The organism is Streptomyces sp. NPDC041796 (genome assembly GCF_055590785.1).
Genome location: NZ_JBVJAH010000004.1, coordinates 419,073 through 434,400 on the forward strand (window position 1 = coordinate 419,073; position 15,328 = coordinate 434,400).

12 protein-coding genes are annotated in these 15,328 nt (G+C 72.6%); 4 read left to right on the forward strand and 8 right to left on the reverse strand.

The features are described 5' to 3' along the window. Together ACZ6C1_RS10390 and ACZ6C1_RS10395 are read right to left on the reverse strand one after the other, a co-directional pair. Positions 1-1,896, reverse strand: coding sequence for an IucA/IucC family protein (locus ACZ6C1_RS10390; RefSeq protein ID WP_469239725.1), 1,896 nt, complete (start codon positions 1,894-1,896; stop codon positions 1-3). Positions 1,897-1,927: 31 nt separating this feature from the next. Then, on the reverse strand, positions 1,928-3,295 hold the full coding sequence (locus ACZ6C1_RS10395; protein ID WP_469239727.1) for a diaminobutyrate--2-oxoglutarate transaminase family protein: 1,368 nt from the start codon (positions 3,293-3,295) through the stop codon (positions 1,928-1,930). 285 nt (positions 3,296-3,580) lie between these two features. Here ACZ6C1_RS10395 and ACZ6C1_RS10400 point away from each other — a divergent pair, with 285 nt between their 5' ends. Continuing rightward, positions 3,581-4,759 (forward strand): trypsin-like serine peptidase, encoded by a 1,179-nt coding sequence (locus tag ACZ6C1_RS10400; RefSeq protein WP_469239729.1) that lies wholly within the window; start codon positions 3,581-3,583, stop codon positions 4,757-4,759. A gap of 323 nt (positions 4,760-5,082) precedes the next feature. Next, positions 5,083-6,267, forward strand: coding sequence for a trypsin-like serine peptidase (locus ACZ6C1_RS10405; RefSeq protein ID WP_469239731.1), 1,185 nt, complete (start codon positions 5,083-5,085; stop codon positions 6,265-6,267). Positions 6,268-6,345: 78 nt separating this feature from the next. On the opposite strand, the gene hflX is transcribed toward ACZ6C1_RS10405, so the two are convergent. From hflX to miaA, 6 genes are all read right to left on the reverse strand, one after another. Next, complete coding sequence (gene hflX, locus ACZ6C1_RS10410; protein ID WP_469239733.1) at positions 6,346-7,839, reverse strand: GTPase HflX; 1,494 nt, start codon at positions 7,837-7,839, stop codon at positions 6,346-6,348. Positions 7,840-8,039: 200 nt separating this feature from the next. Continuing rightward, positions 8,040-9,551, reverse strand: a complete 1,512-nt coding sequence (locus ACZ6C1_RS10415; RefSeq protein WP_469239735.1) for a M1 family metallopeptidase — start codon at positions 9,549-9,551, stop codon at positions 8,040-8,042. Between the two features lie 91 nt (positions 9,552-9,642). Then, positions 9,643-11,820 carry a RelA/SpoT family protein gene (locus ACZ6C1_RS10420; protein WP_469239876.1) on the reverse strand — a complete coding sequence of 726 codons (2,178 nt, stop codon included), beginning with the start codon at positions 11,818-11,820 and terminating at the stop codon, positions 9,643-9,645. Positions 11,821-12,015: 195 nt separating this feature from the next. Beyond that, positions 12,016-12,903 (reverse strand): diaminopimelate epimerase, encoded by an 888-nt coding sequence (dapF, locus tag ACZ6C1_RS10425; RefSeq protein ID WP_469239736.1) that lies wholly within the window; start codon positions 12,901-12,903, stop codon positions 12,016-12,018. 61 nt (positions 12,904-12,964) lie between these two features. Next, the gene (locus tag ACZ6C1_RS10430; protein ID WP_469239878.1) at positions 12,965-13,432 is read right to left on the reverse strand and encodes a hypothetical protein; all 468 of its coding nucleotides are present in this window, start codon (positions 13,430-13,432) and stop codon (positions 12,965-12,967) included. 107 nt (positions 13,433-13,539) lie between these two features. Beyond that, a complete protein-coding gene (gene miaA / locus ACZ6C1_RS10435; protein ID WP_469239738.1) occupies positions 13,540-14,478 on the reverse strand; it encodes a tRNA (adenosine(37)-N6)-dimethylallyltransferase MiaA in 939 nt (312 codons plus the stop codon). Between the two features lie 182 nt (positions 14,479-14,660). On the opposite strand from miaA, the gene ACZ6C1_RS10440 reads away from it, so the two are divergent. Next, positions 14,661-14,894: a gliding motility protein gene (locus tag ACZ6C1_RS10440; RefSeq protein WP_469239740.1), complete on the forward strand. Its 234-nt coding sequence runs from the start codon at positions 14,661-14,663 to the stop codon at positions 14,892-14,894. Between the two features lie 36 nt (positions 14,895-14,930). Further along, on the forward strand, positions 14,931-15,185 hold the full coding sequence (locus tag ACZ6C1_RS10445; RefSeq protein WP_469239742.1) for an antitoxin: 255 nt from the start codon (positions 14,931-14,933) through the stop codon (positions 15,183-15,185). Positions 15,186-15,328: the final 143 nt, after the last annotated feature.

The following is a 15,328-nucleotide window of genomic DNA, read 5'->3' on the forward strand; positions in this document are numbered from 1 at the left end:
TCAGCGGCGGAGGGGGTTGGCGACGGTGACGTACACGGACTGGGTGTCGACGGGGCCGACGAGCTCGTCGAGGCCGTGCAGCCGGGTGAGGAGGTTGGCCTTGCAGCGCAGGGTCGGGCTGTCCAGGAGGCGGGCCGGCAGGGGGGAGCCGAGTCCGGTCGCCGTGGTGAGGAACTGGCGGAAGGCCGCGAGGAGGAGCTGTTCGTCGGCGAGGCGCTGCGCGCCGAACGCGCCGATGAGCCCGAGGACGTTGTTGATGCCGAGGTAGTAGGCGAACCGTTCGTCGGTGACGTCGTCGGGGACGAAGGTGTCGCTGCGGGTGCCGATGCCGGGGAGCCGGTGCTCCAGGGCGGCGCGGTGGGACTCGCGGAAGTAGTAGCCCTGGTTGTCGCGGTAGCGGCCGCCCCGGGGCCAGCCGTCGGGGTCGAGGATGACCAGGGTGTTCTGCTGGTGGGCCTCCAGGGCGACACCGGCGGTGCCGTCGAGCCAGAGGACGGGGCGGACGACCTGGTCGAGGTAGCGCAGGAACCACTCGGCGGCGACCGCTCCGGTGGGACGGCCGGTGCGGGCGGCGAGCCGGGACACGGTGACGGCGAGGCGTGACCGCATCCGCGTGCTGCCGGGCCAGGGGCGGGGGGTGGTGAGGCCGGCGATGCAGACGGCGTCGTCGCCGAGGCCGAAGGGGTTGTGGCGGATCATCACGTCGAGCCCGGCGACGGGCTCGCCGGACGGGGTGTCGACGGCGAGCCACGCGGGGTCGCGCACGATGTCGAAGCCCGGGTGGGCGGCCTGCCACTCCTCGGCGAGTCCGGTGCGCAGCAGCCGGTGGACCTCGACGCCCCGGTGGAGTTCCTTGCGGAGGTTCTCACGACGGGAGTTGGTGATGCGTACGCCGAGGGACAGCTTGAGCATGGCCGGGGCGCCGGGCCGGTGGACGGTCCGGACGGAGGAGGTGGGGTGCCAGGGGTCCCCGTGGGTTCCCAGGTCGTGGAGCAGTCCGGCGGAGAGGAGGTCGGCGACGGCGGGGCGGTGGAGCAGCTCGCGGGCCTGCCAGGGGTGGAGGGGCAGGGCGGCGGTGTCACCGGGGAGGGCCAGGTCGCCGGCGAGGCGGGCGGTGAGGTGGTCGGCGGTCCGGGGGCGGCCCTGTTCGGTCCACGCCGAGTCGGTGGCGAGTACGGAACGGTCGACGGCCATCCAGTGCAGGGGGAAGGAGCCGGACAACTCGGGTGAGTAGAGCCGGGCTTCGGAGTCGGAGAGGCCTTCGCGGCTCTTGGGGGTGGGGTGGAGGGGGTGGCCGAGCAGCAGGGACTGTTCGGCGGTGAGGAAGAGGTCGGCGTCGGGGGCGGGGCCGGGGTGCTCGCGCCGGTGGGTGATGAAGCCGGCGGTGCGGCGGGCGGAGTCGGCGACGCGGCCGACCAGGTCGGCGCTCTCCCGGTGGTCGGCGCCGGTGCCGGATTCACGGCCGATGAGGGCGGCGACGGTCGCCGCGTCGGCGGGCGGGGCGGTGTGCGGGGCGCCTTCGAGGGTGGGCGGGCCGAAGCGGTGCCAGCCGGTGGGTGACCAGTAGTGGACGGGGACGAGGAGGGCGGTCCCGCTGGCGTCGAGGGGGATGCGCAGGGTCTTTCCCGCCGGTTGGGCGAGGTTCTTCTCGCGTACCCAGCAGCGCAGGAGGTTCTCGACGGTCGCCGCGTCGGCGGCGCGGTGCGCGTCGGGGTCGTCGAGGGGGTCGGCCTGGCCGAGGTGTTCCCGGGTGCCGGAAGGTGTGGGGCCGGGCAGGTCTTCGTACCCTCCCGAATGCTGGCGCGGCACTGTCGTCGACTCGCCCGGACGAGGACCTCCGGGGGCGGTGGGAGGGCCGTCGGCGCCGGGTGCTTCGGGTACGGGAGTGGGGTTCACGGAGGGGTCTTTCTGGTGAGGAGGTTCGGGTTCAGCGGGACGGACCCGGGTCGCTCGGGCAGGGAGGGGTGCGCTCGGCGGCGGCCAGGGCGTCGGCGAAGCGGTCGAGGACGGCCACCGCCTGTTCGTCGGAGAGCGTCAGGGGAGGGAGGAGGCGTACGACGGCGTTGTGGCGGCCGCCGAGTTCGACGATGAGGCCGCGCCGGAGGCATTCGCGCTGGACGGCCGCGGCGAGGGCGGGGGCGGGCGGCGGGACGTCGGCGGCGGTGTCGGGGGTGACGAGCTCGATGCCGATCATGAGTCCCCGGCCCCGCACGTCCCCGATGCAGGGGTGGGCGGCGGCCAGGCCCTGGAGCTGCCCGAGCATGCGGGCGCCGAGAGTCGCCGCGCGCTCGGCGAGGCGGTTCTCCCGGACGAAGGCGAGGGTGGCCGCGCCGGCCGCCATGGCGAGCTGGTTGCCCCGGAAGGTGCCGGCGTGGGCGCCGGGCTGCCAGACGTCCAGCCCCGACCGGTAGACGATGACGGCGAGCGGGAGGGAACCGCCGATGGCCTTGGACATGACCATCACGTCGGGGACGACCCCGCTGTGCTCGACGGCCCAGAAGGCGCCGGTACGGCCGACGCCGGTCTGGACCTCGTCGGCGATGAGCGGGATGGAGCGGTCGGCGGTGATCCTGCGCATCCGGCGCAGCCAGGTGTCGGGCGCGGGGATCACGCCGCCCTCGCCCTGGACGGGTTCGAGGATCATCCCGGCGGGGTCGGGGACGCCGGACTTGGGGTCGTCGAGGAGGCTCTCGGTCCAGCGGGCGGCGATCTCGGCGCCCCGTTCGCCGCCGACGCCGAACGGGCAGCGGTAGTCGTGCGGGTAGGGAAGGCGCGTGACGCTTACGTCGGTGGCGCCGCCCGAGGCGGCCAGGGCGCCGGCCGTCATGCCGTGGTAGGCGCCGGTGAAGGCGAGCAGTCCGCGGCGGCCGGTCGCGTTGCCCACCAGTTTGAGCGCCGCCTCGACCGCGTCCGTGCCGGCCGGTCCGCAGAACTGGATCCGGGCGTCGTCCGCGAGCCGGCGGGGCAGCGTGGCGAACAGCTCGGTGGTGAAGGCGTCCTTGACGGGGGTGGCCAGGTCGAGGACGTGCAGGGGGGCGCCCGAGTCGAGGACCTTCTTGATGGCCTCCAGGACCACGGGGTGGTTGTGTCCGAGGGCCAGTGTCCCGGCGCCGGAGAGGCAGTCGAGGTAGCGGCGCCCGTCGGCTCCTTCGATGGTCAGGCCACGTGCGCGCACCGGGACGATGGGCAGGGCGCGCGCATAGGTGCGGGCGGCCGATTCGCGCAGCGACTGGCGGCGCAGGATGCCTTCCTGCGCGGACGTCGGTGCCACCGGGGCTGATTCGGTCACGGCCACGGCTTCGGGTCCTCCCGGTTGCGGTTGCGTCGCTCGTCCGTCACGGCTCGTCCGCCGTACGGCGGTTGGTGGGCACGACTTTGTGTCCCCCGTACGTACCAACGACGCCACGCCTTTCCGATCACGGGCACGGCGAAGATCCTTTCGGCCGGGGAACCGCCGCCCTGCCGTACGCCGTCCCCATCGGCACCGGCATAGTGGGGGCCGCACTCCGGTGCCGAAGTCCAGCCGAGTCCAGACGTGCTCAGAAGTGCTCTGTCACGAAGTCCCAGGGGGAATTACGACATGCGACCCATTCGTCCGCTGCTCGCCGCAGCCTCCGTCGCCGCGGCGCTGGCGCTGACGGCCACTGCCTGTGGCCCGAGCGAGGACAACGCGGGCGGTGAGCCGACCGCTTCCGCCACGGGCCAGGCGTCCGACGGCAAGATCACGATCCCGGACGATCTCAAGGACCGGCTCAAGGAGCACGGGATCGACCTGGACAAGTGGAGGAACGGCGAGTGGAAGAACTGGGACAAGGACAAGTGGCTGCGTGAGGCCAAGGACTACGTCAACCCGATCATCGAGGACCTGTGGGACCCGGACCGGATGCGGGACGCGGAGCAGCCCGAACGGCCGGTCGAGGACGGGGACGTCGACGGCGACGAGGGCGTGACGGACCCGACCCCCGAGCCGGTCGAGGCCCAGGCCGTGAAGGCGCCGTTCCACGACAACGCCCCCGAGGCCGGCAAGGTCCTCTTCGACGGGCCCCAGGGCTCGATGGTCTGTTCCGCGACCGTGGTGAAGGACCCCGCGAACCCGGGCAAGTCCAACCTCGTGTGGACCGCGGGGCACTGCGTGCACGCCGGCAAGGAGGGCGGCTGGTACCGGAACATCGCGTTCGTCCCCTCGTACAACGACAGCGGCAAGACCGGCGCGGCGCTGGAGAAGGCGACCCGCGAGGACATGGCGCCGTACGGCGTGTGGTGGGGCGACTGGGCGCAGACCTCCGAGCAGTGGATCTCCCAGGGTGCCGCGACCGGCGGTCAGGGTGCTCCGTACGACTACGCGGTCATCCACGTGACCCCGGAGAAGGGCGGCAACGGTAAGTCGCTGGAGGAGACGGTCGGTTCGGCGCTTCCGGTCGAGTTCGACGCCCCGGCCGCGCCGGCGATCGCGAAGATGGAGGCGACCGGTTACCCGGCGGCGCCGCCGTTCGACGGCCAGCAGATGTTCCAGTGCGCGGACAAGCCGGGCCGGTTCTCCCTCGACGCCGCCCAGCCGACGATGTACCGCATCGGCTGCACCATGACGGGCGGTTCCTCCGGCGGCGGCTGGGTGGCGCAGGGCAAGGACGGCAAGCCCGCGCTGGTGTCCAACACCTCCATCGGCCCGGTGACGGCGGGGTGGCTGGCCGGTCCGCGTCTGGGCGACGGGGCCAAGGGCATCTACGAGGCGGTCAGCAAGAAGTTCGCGGGCCGGTAGGCCGGTTGGCACGGGGCGGGCCGGTCGCGGGGCCTTCGGTGGTGTACCGGAAGCCCCGCCCTTCCGGGCTCGAACTTCCGGACGGGTCGCGCCTCCCGGTCCGGCCTCGCGGTTCGGGCCTCCGGGTCGCGCCTCCCGGTTCAGGCCGGCTCACCGGCCGGTGGAGACTCCGTGCAGGTCAGCGTGGGTGGCGCCGGTCCCTGGCCGAACCGGCTTAGAGTAGGGGCGCATTCTCACGCGGGCGGTCCCGGAAGACCGCCCCTTCGCGTGACAGGTTCATGGCATTTCGTAATGCGCATGCGTTATCAGGGGGAATCGTTCTCATGCGATCCATACGTCCGCTCCTGGCCGTCACCGGCCTGGCCGCGGCTCTCACGCTGACGGCCACCGCCTGTGGCCCCACCGAGGACAAGGCCGCCGACGCGCCGGCCACGGCGAGCCCCACCGACGGACAGGGCAGCGGGTCGGGCGGCGGCGCCGAACTCCCCGCGGACCTCGCCGACAAGCTCAAGGAGCACGGCGTCGACCCGGAGAAGTGGAAGAACGGCGAGTGGAAGAACTGGGACAAGGACACCTGGCTGCGTGAGGCCAAGGACTTCGTCAACCCGGTGATCGAAGGGCTGTGGAAGCCCGATCGGATGCAGTCCGCCAAGTCCCCGCAGAAGACGATGGCCGCCGGCGCCGCCACGGGCGACCAGGGCGCCACCGACCCCGAGCCGCGGCCGGTGGAGGCCGTGGCGGAGGAGAAGCCCTACCACCGGAACGCCGCGCCGGTCGGCAAGGTCTTCTTCGACGCCCCCGAGGGCTCGATGGTCTGCTCGGCGACCGTCATCAAGGACCCCGAGAACCCGGGGAAGTCCAACCTCGTCTGGACCGCGGGCCACTGTGTGCACGCCGGCAAGGAGGGCGGCTGGTTCCGCAACATCGCCTTCGTCCCCGCGTACAACGACCTGGGCAAGTCCCCGGCCGCGTTGGAGAAGGCCCCGGCGCAGGAGGTCGCCCCCTACGGCGTCTACTGGGCGGACTGGGTCTCGACCTCCGGCGAGTGGATCTCGCAGGGCGGCCCGACCGGCGGCGAGGGTGCCCCGTACGACTACGCCGTGATGCACGTGAAGCCGGAGAACGGCACCAAGTCCCTCGAGGAGACGGTCGGCGTCGCGCTGGACGTCGACTTCAACGCCCCCGAGGCGGCGAGCATCCCCGCGATGGGCGCCTGGGGCTACCCGGCGGCCCCGCCGTTCGACGGCGCGCTGATGCACAAGTGCGTCGACCGCCCCGGCCGCCTCACGCTGACGCCCGGTACGCCGACGATGTGGCGGATCGGCTGCACCATGACCGGCGGTTCCTCCGGCGGCGGCTGGTTCATCGAGAAGCCGGGCGGGAAGCTGGCGCTGGTGTCCAACACCTCCATCGGCCCGGTCACCGCGGGCTGGCTGGCCGGCCCGCGCCTCGACCGGGGCGCCGAGCAGATCTACTCGATGATGAGCGAGAAGTTCGCCGGCCGGTAGGCGGCCCGCGTACCCGGAGAGACCGGAGGCCCGCCCCCTCGCGCGAGGGGGCGGGCCTCCGGTCGTCTCACACGGCCCTCAGTGGGCCGCGGGGATGTACGGCGCCAGGAACGCGGCCAGTTCTTCGTGCACCCGCGCCTTGAGCAGCGTGCCCTCCGGGGTGTGCTCCTCGGAGAGGACCTCGCCCTCGGCGTGCGCACGCGAGACCAGCGCGCCCTGCGTGTACGGCAGGAGCGCCTCGATCTCGACCTGTGGCCGCGGCAGCTCGGCGTCGATCAGCGCGAGCAGCTCGTCGATGCCCTCGCCGGTCCGTGCCGACACCGCGATCGAGTGCCGCTCGATGCGCAGCAGCCGCTGCAGTACGAGCGGGTCGGCGGCGTCCGCCTTGTTGATCACCACGATCTCGGGCACGTCCAGCGCGCCCACGTCGCGGATCACCTCGCGCACGGCGGCCAGCTGCTCCTCCGGCGCGGGGTGCGAGCCGTCCACCACGTGCAGGATCAGGTCGGAGTCACCGACCTCCTCCATGGTGGAGCGGAACGCCTCGACCAGGTGGTGCGGCAGGTGCCGGACGAACCCGACGGTGTCGGCGAGCGTGTAGAGGCGGCCGCTCGGCGTCTCGGCCCGGCGCACGGTCGGGTCGAGGGTCGCGAACAGCGCGTTCTCCACGAGGACGCCCGCGCCCGTCAGGCGGTTCAGCAGGGACGACTTACCGGCGTTGGTGTACCCGGCGATCGCGACCGACGGCACCTTGTTGCGCCGCCGCTCCTGCCGCTTGATGTCACGGCCCGTCTTCATCTCCGCGATCTCACGGCGCATCTTCGCCATCTTCTCGCGGATCCGTCGCCGGTCCGTCTCGATCTTGGTCTCACCGGGACCACGGGTGGCCATGCCGCCACCGCCGCCGCCACCCATCTGCCGGGACAGCGACTGACCCCAGCCTCGCAGCCGCGGCAGCATGTACTGCATCTGCGCGAGCGCGACCTGCGCCTTGCCCTCACGGGACTTGGCGTGCTGAGCGAAGATGTCGAGGATCAGGGCGGTCCGGTCGACCACCTTGACCTTGACGACGTCCTCGAGGTGGATCAGCTGACCCGGGCTGAGCTCACCGTCGCAGACGACGGTGTCGGCCCCGGTCTCGAGCACGATGTCACGCAGCTCGTTCGCCTTGCCCGAGCCGATGTACGTGGCCGGGTCCGGCTTGTCGCGGCGCTGGATCACTCCGTCGAGCACCAGCGCTCCCGCCGTCTCGGCGAGCGCCGCCAGCTCCGCGAGGGAGTTCTCCGCGTCCTGCACGGTCCCCGAGGTCCAGACGCCGACCAGCACGACGCGCTCCAGGCGCAGCTGCCGGTACTCGACCTCGGTGACGTCCTCGAGCTCGGTGGAGAGGCCGGCCACACGGCGCAGCGCCGCACGCTCGGAGCGGTCGAACTGGTCGCCGTCCCGGTCTCCGTCGATCTCGAGGCTCCAGGCGACGTCCTCTTCCATCAGGGCATCGGCCCGAAGGCTCTCTGTGCGGGTCTTGTCCGCGAAGCTCTGCGCGTCCTGGGAAGGGGATGAAGAGGAGGTCATTGGATCCTTACGTCGTGGGATGACTCGGACGGCTCGCCGCCGGTCCGAGCGGCTCGTCAGTCACAACGCGTGACTCCCCCGATTGATTCCCGGGGCGGGCCCTCGGCATTCCAGGGGCCCGGCAGCGCCGCCGACCCGTTGATGGTCGCACGGCGCGGCCGGGCCCGTCACCCCGGTTTTTCGGGGCGTGGAAGCCCTGGTCAGCGCTTGGCGGCGGGGGCCGGGGCCTTCGTGGCGCCCTTGGCCGGCGCCTTGCTGCGCCAGTCGGGGTGGCCCGGCATCTTCGGGGTGCGCTCGCCGTACAGCCAGCCCTCCAGGAACGCGGTCAGGTCCCGCCCCGCCTCCTCGGAGGCGAGCCGAACGAAGTCGGCGGTGCTCGCCGTGCCGTGCGCGAACCGCGTCACCCAGCGCCGCTCCAGCCGTTCGAAGGCGGCCTTGCCGATCTCCTGCCGCAGCGCGTACAGGACCAGGGCGCTGCCGTCGTAGACGACCGGGCGGAACAGGCTGATCTTCTGGCCCGCGGAGGGCGACCTGGGCGCGGCCGGCGGGCCGCCCGCGGCGCGCCACCGGTCGGAGTCGATGTACGCCTGGCGCATGCGGCGCTCCAGGGGCTGCTTCGCCGTTTCCTCCGCGTACAGCGCCTCGTACCAGGTGGCGTGTCCTTCGTTGAGCCAGAGGTCGGCCCACCGGCGCGGCGAGACGCTGTTGCCGAACCAGTGGTGGGCCAGTTCGTGCACCATGATCGACTCGACGAACCACTCGGGGAGGGTGTTCCGGGTGAACAGGGAGCGCTCGAAGAGGGAGAGCGTCTGGGTCTCCAGCTCGAAGCCGGTGTCGGCGTCGGCGACGAGCACGCCGTACGTCTCGAAGGGGTAGGTGCCGACCTTGCGCTCCATCCACTCCAGGTGGGCGGGGGTCCGCTTCAGCCAGGGCTCCATCCGGTCCACGTCGGCGGACGGCACGACGTCACGCAGGGGCAGGCCGTGCGGGCCGGTGCGGCGGACGACGGTGGAGCGGCCGATGGACACCTGGGCGAGCTCGGTGGCCATGGGGCGGGTGCCGCGGTAGGTCCAGGTACGGATGTCTCCGCTGAGCGACCGGGCCACGTTCTGCCCGTTGGCGACCACGGTGAGGTCCTTGGGCGCGGTGACGTGGAAGGTGAAGTACGCCTTGTCGGCGGGGTGGTCGTTGCCGGGGAAGACGCGGTGGGCGGCGTCGGCCTGGTTGGCCATCGCCAGGCCGTCGGCGGTACGGACCCAGCCGCCCGTGTTCCTGGGGCCGGCCGGGTCGCTGGTGTGGGTGACGGCGATGTGGAAGCGCTCGCCGGGCCCGACCGCCCGGGACGGCTCGATGACCAGGTCCTCGCCGCTGGACGCGAACTCGGCGGGCCGGCCGTCGACCTCGACCGAGCGGACCGTGCCGTGGGTGAAGTCCAGGTTGACGCGGCCGAGCCGGTCGGTGGCCCGTGCGTCGATCTTGGTGACGGCGTCCAGGGGTTTGCTGTTGTCGCCCCGGTAGGTGAAGGCGATGTCGTACGCGAGAACGTCGTACCCGGGGTTGCCGAGCTGCGGGAAGAGCGGGTCGCCGATGCCGAGCGGCTCGGGCGAGGGCAGCGCCGCGCCGATGAGGCCGGCCGAGGCCGCCGCCACCAGGGCCACCCGGAGGCGCCGCGAGGTGCGGGCTGTGCGAGGTGCACGCGATGTGAGGGACATGGAGCAACCGCTACCAGCGCTCCGCTCCCCGGCCGCGACGGCGCGCGCCCGGCGCACCCGAACGTACTCGGACGGGCGGCCGTGCCGGGGCTCAGCCCGTGGTGGCCGCCGGTTGCTGGGCGCGGCTGACGTCGTAGACGCCGGGCACGTCGCGCATGGCGCGCATCAGGGCGGGCAGCTCGGCGGCGTCGGCGAGCTGGAGCGTGTAGGTGTGCCGGACACGCTGCTCGCTGGGCGGTTCGACGGTGGCCGAGATGATCGCGGCGCCCGCCGTGGCGATGGCTTCCGTGAGGTCGGCGAGCAGCCTGGGCCGCCCGAACGATTCGGCGACCAGGGTGACCCGGCACCCGGCCGCCTCCCCCCACCGCACGTCGACCGGCACCCGTCCGGCCGCCTCCATGCTCCGCACGGCGGGGCAGCCGACGCGGTGGACGGTGACGTTTCCGCCGCGTACCGGGAAGCCGGTGACCGCGTCGGGGGGCACGGGGGTGCAGCAGCGGGCCAGCCGCACGGAGGCGTCCGGCAGGTCGGCCACGACGGCGTTCGCGGCGGCGTCCCGGGCTGCCGGGGGGTCGGCGCTCGCGGCGGCGGCCGGCTGGCGGGGAGTGGCCGCGGGGACCTTGACGCCCTCGGGATGGGCGGCGAGCCAGCCGGTGATGGCGATCCGGGCGGCCGGGGTGCGGGCGTGCCTCAGCCAGTCGGGCGAGGGCCCGGAGGCGGGGTCGGGCGGGGCGACGTCGCCGGCCGGGGTCTCCGTCCCGGCTGCCGTGCGGTGCCCTCCGGCGTTAGCGTCGCCCCGGGCGAGCAGGAGTTGCACGGTGTCGCCGTCGTTCAGGACCGTGCCGAGCGCCGCCAGGCGGCCGTTGACACGGGCCCCGACGCAGGTGTGGGCCGCCTCGCCGTACTGGGCGTACGCGGCGTCCACGCACGTCGCGCCGGCCGGCAGCGCGAGCGTGCCGCCGTCGGGGCGGAAGACGGTGATCTCTCCGTCCTGGGCCAGGTCGGCGCGGAGGGAGGTCCAGAAGGTGTCGGGGTCGGGGGTGGACTGCTGCCAGGCGAGCAGCCGGGAGAGCCAGCCGGGCCGGGTGGGGTCGGCGCGCTCGCCGTCCTCCGCCGCCGGGTCGGCGCCTTCGCCGGGCGCCGCGTAGGGGTTGCCGAGGGCGACGACTCCGGCTTCGGCGACCTTGTGCATCTGGTGCGTACGGATGAGGACTTCGGCGACGGCGCCGTCGGGCGCGGCGACGGCGGTGTGGAGCGACTGGTAGAGGTTGAACTTGGGCGCGGCGATGAAGTCCTTGAACTCGGAGATGACCGGGGTGAAGCAGGTGTGCAGCTCGCCGAGCACCCCGTAGCAGTCGGCGTCGTCCCCGACCAGGACGAGCAGCCGCCCGAAGTCGGTGCCGCGCAGTTCGCCGCGCTTGAGCCGGACGCGGTGCACGGAGACGAAGTGGCGTGGCCGCACCAGCACTTCGGCCGGGATGCGGGCCTCCCTCAGCACGGTCCTGACGTCGTCGGCGATGGCGGCCAGCGCGTCCCCGGCGGTGGCGTTGTCGGCGATGAGGGCGCGGGTGTTCTCGTACTCGGCGGGGTGGAGGATGGCGAAGACCAGGTCCTCCAGTTCGGTCTTCAGGGCCTGAACGCCGAGCCGTTCGGCGAGCGGGATGAGGACGTCGCGCGTCACCTTGGCGATGCGGACCTGTTTCTCGGGGCGCATCACGCCGAGGGTGCGCATGTTGTGCAGCCGGTCGGCGAGCTTGATCGACATCACGCGTACGTCGTTGCCGGTGGCGACGAGCATCTTGCGGAAGGTCTCCGGCTCGGCCGCGGCCCCGTAGTCGACCTTCTCCAGTTTGGTGACGCCGTCGACGAGGTAGCAGACCTCCTCGCCGAATTCCTCCCGCACCTGATCGAGGGTCACGTCCGTGTCCTCGACGGTGTCGTGGAGGAGGGAGGCGGTCAAGGTGGTGGTCTCCGCGCCCAGTTCGGCGAGGATCAGGGTGACGGCGAGGGGGTGGGTGATGTACGGCTCGCCGCTCTTGCGGAACTGGCCCCGGTGGGAGGACTCGGCGAGTACGTACGCCCGGTGCAGGACGGCCAGGTCGGCGTCCGGGTGGTGGGCGCGGTGGGCCTCGGCGACGTGGCTGATGGCGTCGGGCAGCCGGTCCCGGGCGCCGGGACCGAGCAGTGCGGCGCGGCCGAGCCTCCGGAGGTCGATCCTCGGGCGGCCGCGCCGACGGCTGGGCGCGGGGTTCGTGGCCTCTGCACTCAGGTTGGTGGCCTCTGCGCTCATGGGCACCTCCGACGGCGTCGACCGGCGGTGGGGCGGGCAAGGCGTGCCCGCCGGGCCGGTGCTTGATGCTACCGAGCCCACCACGTAGCGCTGACCCGCTCTCGCTCAGCGTGAAGCGGATCACCCATTCGAGCGACGACCGGGGGAAGGTTGCGCAGAGGTTCGGGCGGGTTCTCAAACGAGCGCGGAGGCGAACCACTCCGGGTCGATGTGGCCCTCGGCGACGATGACCGCGGGGCCGGTCATCTCGATCCCGCCGTCGGGGTGCTCGGTGATCACGAGGGTGCCGCCGAGGACGTCCACGGTGTACGTGACCGGGGCTCCCGTCCCGGCCGGGTCGGCGCCGTCCCGCCGGGCGGCGGCGACGGCGACCGCGCACGCGCCGGTGCCGCACGAGCGGGTCTCGGCGGCGCCGCGCTCGTGGACGCGCATGGCCACGTGGCGGGGGCCCCGGTCGACGACGAACTCGATGTTGACGCCGTCCGGGTAGACCGCGGCCGGCGTGTACGGCGGCTCGGTGAACAGGTCACCGGCGTGGTCGAGGTCCTCGACGAAGGCGACCGCGTGGGGGTTGCCCATGTTCACGTTCCGCGCGGGCCAGCTGCGGCCGCCGACGGTGACGGTGACTCCTTCCTCGGGGAGCCGGGCGCGGCCCATGGAGACGGTGACGTCTCCGTTCTTGGCGAGGTGGACGCGCTTGACGCCGCCGCGGGTGGCGACCGCGAGGTCACCGGCGGTGACGTGTCCGGCGTGCTGGAGGTAGCGGGCGAAGACCCGGACGCCGTTGCCGCACATCTCGGCGACCGAGCCGTCGGCGTTGCGGTAGTCCATGAACCATTCGGCCTCGTCGGCCATGTCGCGCGCCTCGGGGTGCGCGGCGGACCGGACGACGTGCAGGATCCCGTCGCCACCGATCCCGGCGCGGCGGTCGCAGACCCGGGCCACGACGGAGGCGGGCAGGTCGATGGCGTTGTCCGGGTCGGGCACGATCACGAAGTCGTTCTCGGTGCCGTGCCCCTTGAGGAAGGCGATGGGCGCGCTGGCCACGGGATCGTTGGTCACGGGATCAATCGTACGGGTGGGCTCGGACAACCGGCCGGTCGGCCCGTCGGCCGCCGCGCCGTCAGCGCAGGCGGGCCACGCGCCAGACGGCCAGCACGACCGGGACCGCGACGCCCACGGCGTACAGGGCGATCACGCGCCAGTCGGGGCGCTCGCCGGAGCCCCGGGCGGGGAGGCCGGGCCAGGTGTAGCCGACGCGGCGGGCTGCCATCATGCCCCAGCCGGCGGCGCAGCCGCACAGCAGCAGGCCCAGCATGGCGAGGACCGCGCCACCGTCGCCGGAGCCGAAGGCGAGGGGGAAGCCGAACATCAGCGAGCCGATCACGGCGAGGCCGACGATGGGGGCGAGCTGCCAGATGCGCAGCTTGCGCTGCGGGCGCAGTTCGACCTCGACCTCGTCCGGGACGATCTCGGGGGTCCCGTCCTCGTTGAGGTCGGGACCGTCCGGGCTCAGGCCCGGTGCGTCACTGGCCACCTGGGGTTCGCCCGGTGCTTCCTGGTGTTCTCTGTCGCGAGGGCCGGCCTCCATCGCCACGCGCCCTCCCCACTCGGATTCCACTGGTCGATCGATGCTCGATGATGGCACGCCCCCGACCGCCGGAATGACGGGCAGGGCGTCCCGATGCCATCACGTGATCAGGCTGTAACCGCTCGTTCGACCAACGCCATGGCCTTATGCGGAAGTTCCGCGCGGTCGGCGGCGGCGCCGCTCAGCCAGTGGACGCGCGGGTCGCGCCGGAACCAGGAGTCCTGACGGCGCGCGAAGCGCTTGGTGGCGCGGACGGTCTCGGCGCGCGCCTCCTCCTCGGTGCACTCGCCCGCCAGCGCGGTAAGGACCTGCTGGTAGCCCAGTGCGCGCGAGGCGGTGCGGCCCTCGCGCAGCCCGCGCGCCTCCAGGGCGCGGACCTCGTCGACGAGCCCCGCTTCCCACATCCGGTCCACGCGCGTGGTGATGCGCTCGTCGAGTTCGGGGCGTTCGACGTCGACGCCGATCTGGACGGTGTCGTACACCGAGTCGTGACCGGGGAGGTTCGCGGTGAAGGGCTTGCCGGTGATCTCGATCACCTCCAGCGCCCGTACGATCCGGCGGCCGTTGCCGGGCAGGATGGCGCGCGCGGCCTCGGGGTCGGCGGCGGCGAGCCGGGCGTGCAGGACGCCGGGGCCGCGCTCTTCGAGTTCGGCTTCGAGGCGGGCGCGGACGGCGGGGTCGGTGCCGGGGAACTCCAGGGCGTCGATGGCGCCGCGTACGTACAGCCCGGAGCCGCCGACGAGGACGGGGGTGCGGCCGGCGGCGAGCAGCCGGTCGATCTCCGCGCGGGCCAGCCTCTGGTACTCGGCCACGCTGGCCGCCTCGGTGACGTCCCAGATGTCGAGGAGGTGGTGGGTGATGCCTCCGCGCTCCTCGGGCGTCAGCTTGGCGGTGCCGATGTCCATCCCACGGTAGAGCTGCATGGAGTCGGCGTTGACGACTTCGCCGCCCAACTGCTGGGCGAGGTGGACGCCCAGATCGGACTTTCCGGCCGCCGTGGGGCCGACGACGGCGATGACCCGCGGGGCGGGAGCTGTACTTCTCACTGCCCCAGTCTCGCAAACCTCCAGGCCGGTCCCCGAACGAGTTACGTGACGGCACGACATCGGGGTCGTTGCCTGTTGCGAGGTTCCGATCGCCGGTTTACGGACCGGCTCCCCCGGGCGACGCAAAGGGACGCTCCGGACGGCGAGGAATTTCGCCCACACGAGTACGCTATGGAGTAGATATGGGCGTTTTTGCACGGTTTCGTCGGCGTAAGGAGACCGCCGAGGCGCCGCCCCACGAGGAGGCGGCGCTGACGTCGGCCGACGAGTCGGCGGAGGGCGACGAGAAGGCCGCCGAGGCGTCGGACACCGCGGACACCGAGCCGGAGGCCGCCGCCGAGGGTGTGGAGATTCCCAAGCAGCAGTCGGCCGAGGAGGCGGCGGACAACGAGGCCGGTGAGAGCGCCCGCAAGTAGGATCCTTACGACGGTTCTTCCGAGGGAAGGTGCCCCATGGGGTTCATGCAGTCGTTGAAAGCCAAGCTCGGTCCCGCCAAGGAGAAGGTTTCCGGCCTCGCGCAGCAGCACGAGGACAAGATCGACCGGGGGCTGGACAAGGCCGCCCGGATGGTCGACCAGAAGACCAAGGGCAAGTACAGCGACAAGATCCACTCAGGTACGGGCAAGGCCAAGAACGCCGTGGGGCGGGTCGCCCACAAGGACGAAGGCGGCACGTCGCCGACGCCGCCGGCCCCACCGGCCTCCTGACCTCGTTCAACCGGCCACGGCACGGCGGACGGCCGCGGAGCGCACCCTCGTGCCTCTTAGTGGGTTTCCCCCCGTTTTTGTTGTCGGGTGGGAAAAGCGCAGCAACAGCCCCCCTGCTATACAAAACTGAGCGACACCAACCC

Excerpts from the sequence above, each read along its gene's own strand:
- ACZ6C1_RS10445 (WP_469239742.1), top strand. The coding sequence starts at position 14,931 with ATGGGGTTCATGCAGTCGTTGAAAGCCAAGCTCGGTCCCGCCAAGGAG.
- hflX (WP_469239733.1), bottom strand. The coding sequence starts at position 7,839 with ATGACCTCCTCTTCATCCCCTTCCCAGGACGCGCAGAGCTTCGCGGAC.
- ACZ6C1_RS10415 (WP_469239735.1), bottom strand. The coding sequence starts at position 9,551 with ATGTCCCTCACATCGCGTGCACCTCGCACAGCCCGCACCTCGCGGCGC.
- ACZ6C1_RS10430 (WP_469239878.1), bottom strand. The coding sequence starts at position 13,432 with ATGGAGGCCGGCCCTCGCGACAGAGAACACCAGGAAGCACCGGGCGAA.
- ACZ6C1_RS10440 (WP_469239740.1), top strand. The coding sequence starts at position 14,661 with ATGGGCGTTTTTGCACGGTTTCGTCGGCGTAAGGAGACCGCCGAGGCG.
- ACZ6C1_RS10400 (WP_469239729.1), top strand. The coding sequence starts at position 3,581 with ATGCGACCCATTCGTCCGCTGCTCGCCGCAGCCTCCGTCGCCGCGGCG.
- ACZ6C1_RS10405 (WP_469239731.1), top strand. The coding sequence starts at position 5,083 with ATGCGATCCATACGTCCGCTCCTGGCCGTCACCGGCCTGGCCGCGGCT.